General features: G+C 71.3%; 1 pseudogene. It reads left to right on the top strand.

Going from position 1 to position 216, the window contains the following annotated elements:
• Positions 1-216 (top strand): annotated as a pseudogene (locus tag AX737_RS24485) (porin family protein); the annotation flags it as partial.

The following is a 216-nucleotide window of genomic DNA, read 5'->3' as shown; positions in this document are numbered from 1 at the left end:
GGGCTTCTACGCCGGTTTCAACGCCGGCTACGGCTTCGGCACCGGTAACGACCGCCAGACCCCCACCGTCGTCGTGGTCAACGGCGCCAGCGGCCTGGTCGCCCCCGGCACCTCCGCCGCCCTCGGCTTCAGCAACAACCGCTCCAACACCGACGGCTTCGTCGGCGGCGGCCAGATCGGCTACAACTGGCAGCTGACCCCCGGCTCGGGCGTGGT

It is taken from the genome of Methylobacterium sp. CCH5-D2, from assembly GCF_001556475.1.
Lineage (GTDB): Bacteria > Pseudomonadota > Alphaproteobacteria > Rhizobiales > Beijerinckiaceae > Methylobacterium > Methylobacterium hispanicum.
The sequence above is the reverse complement of the archived record's forward strand: the minus strand, read 5'-3'. Positions and strand labels throughout refer to the sequence as shown.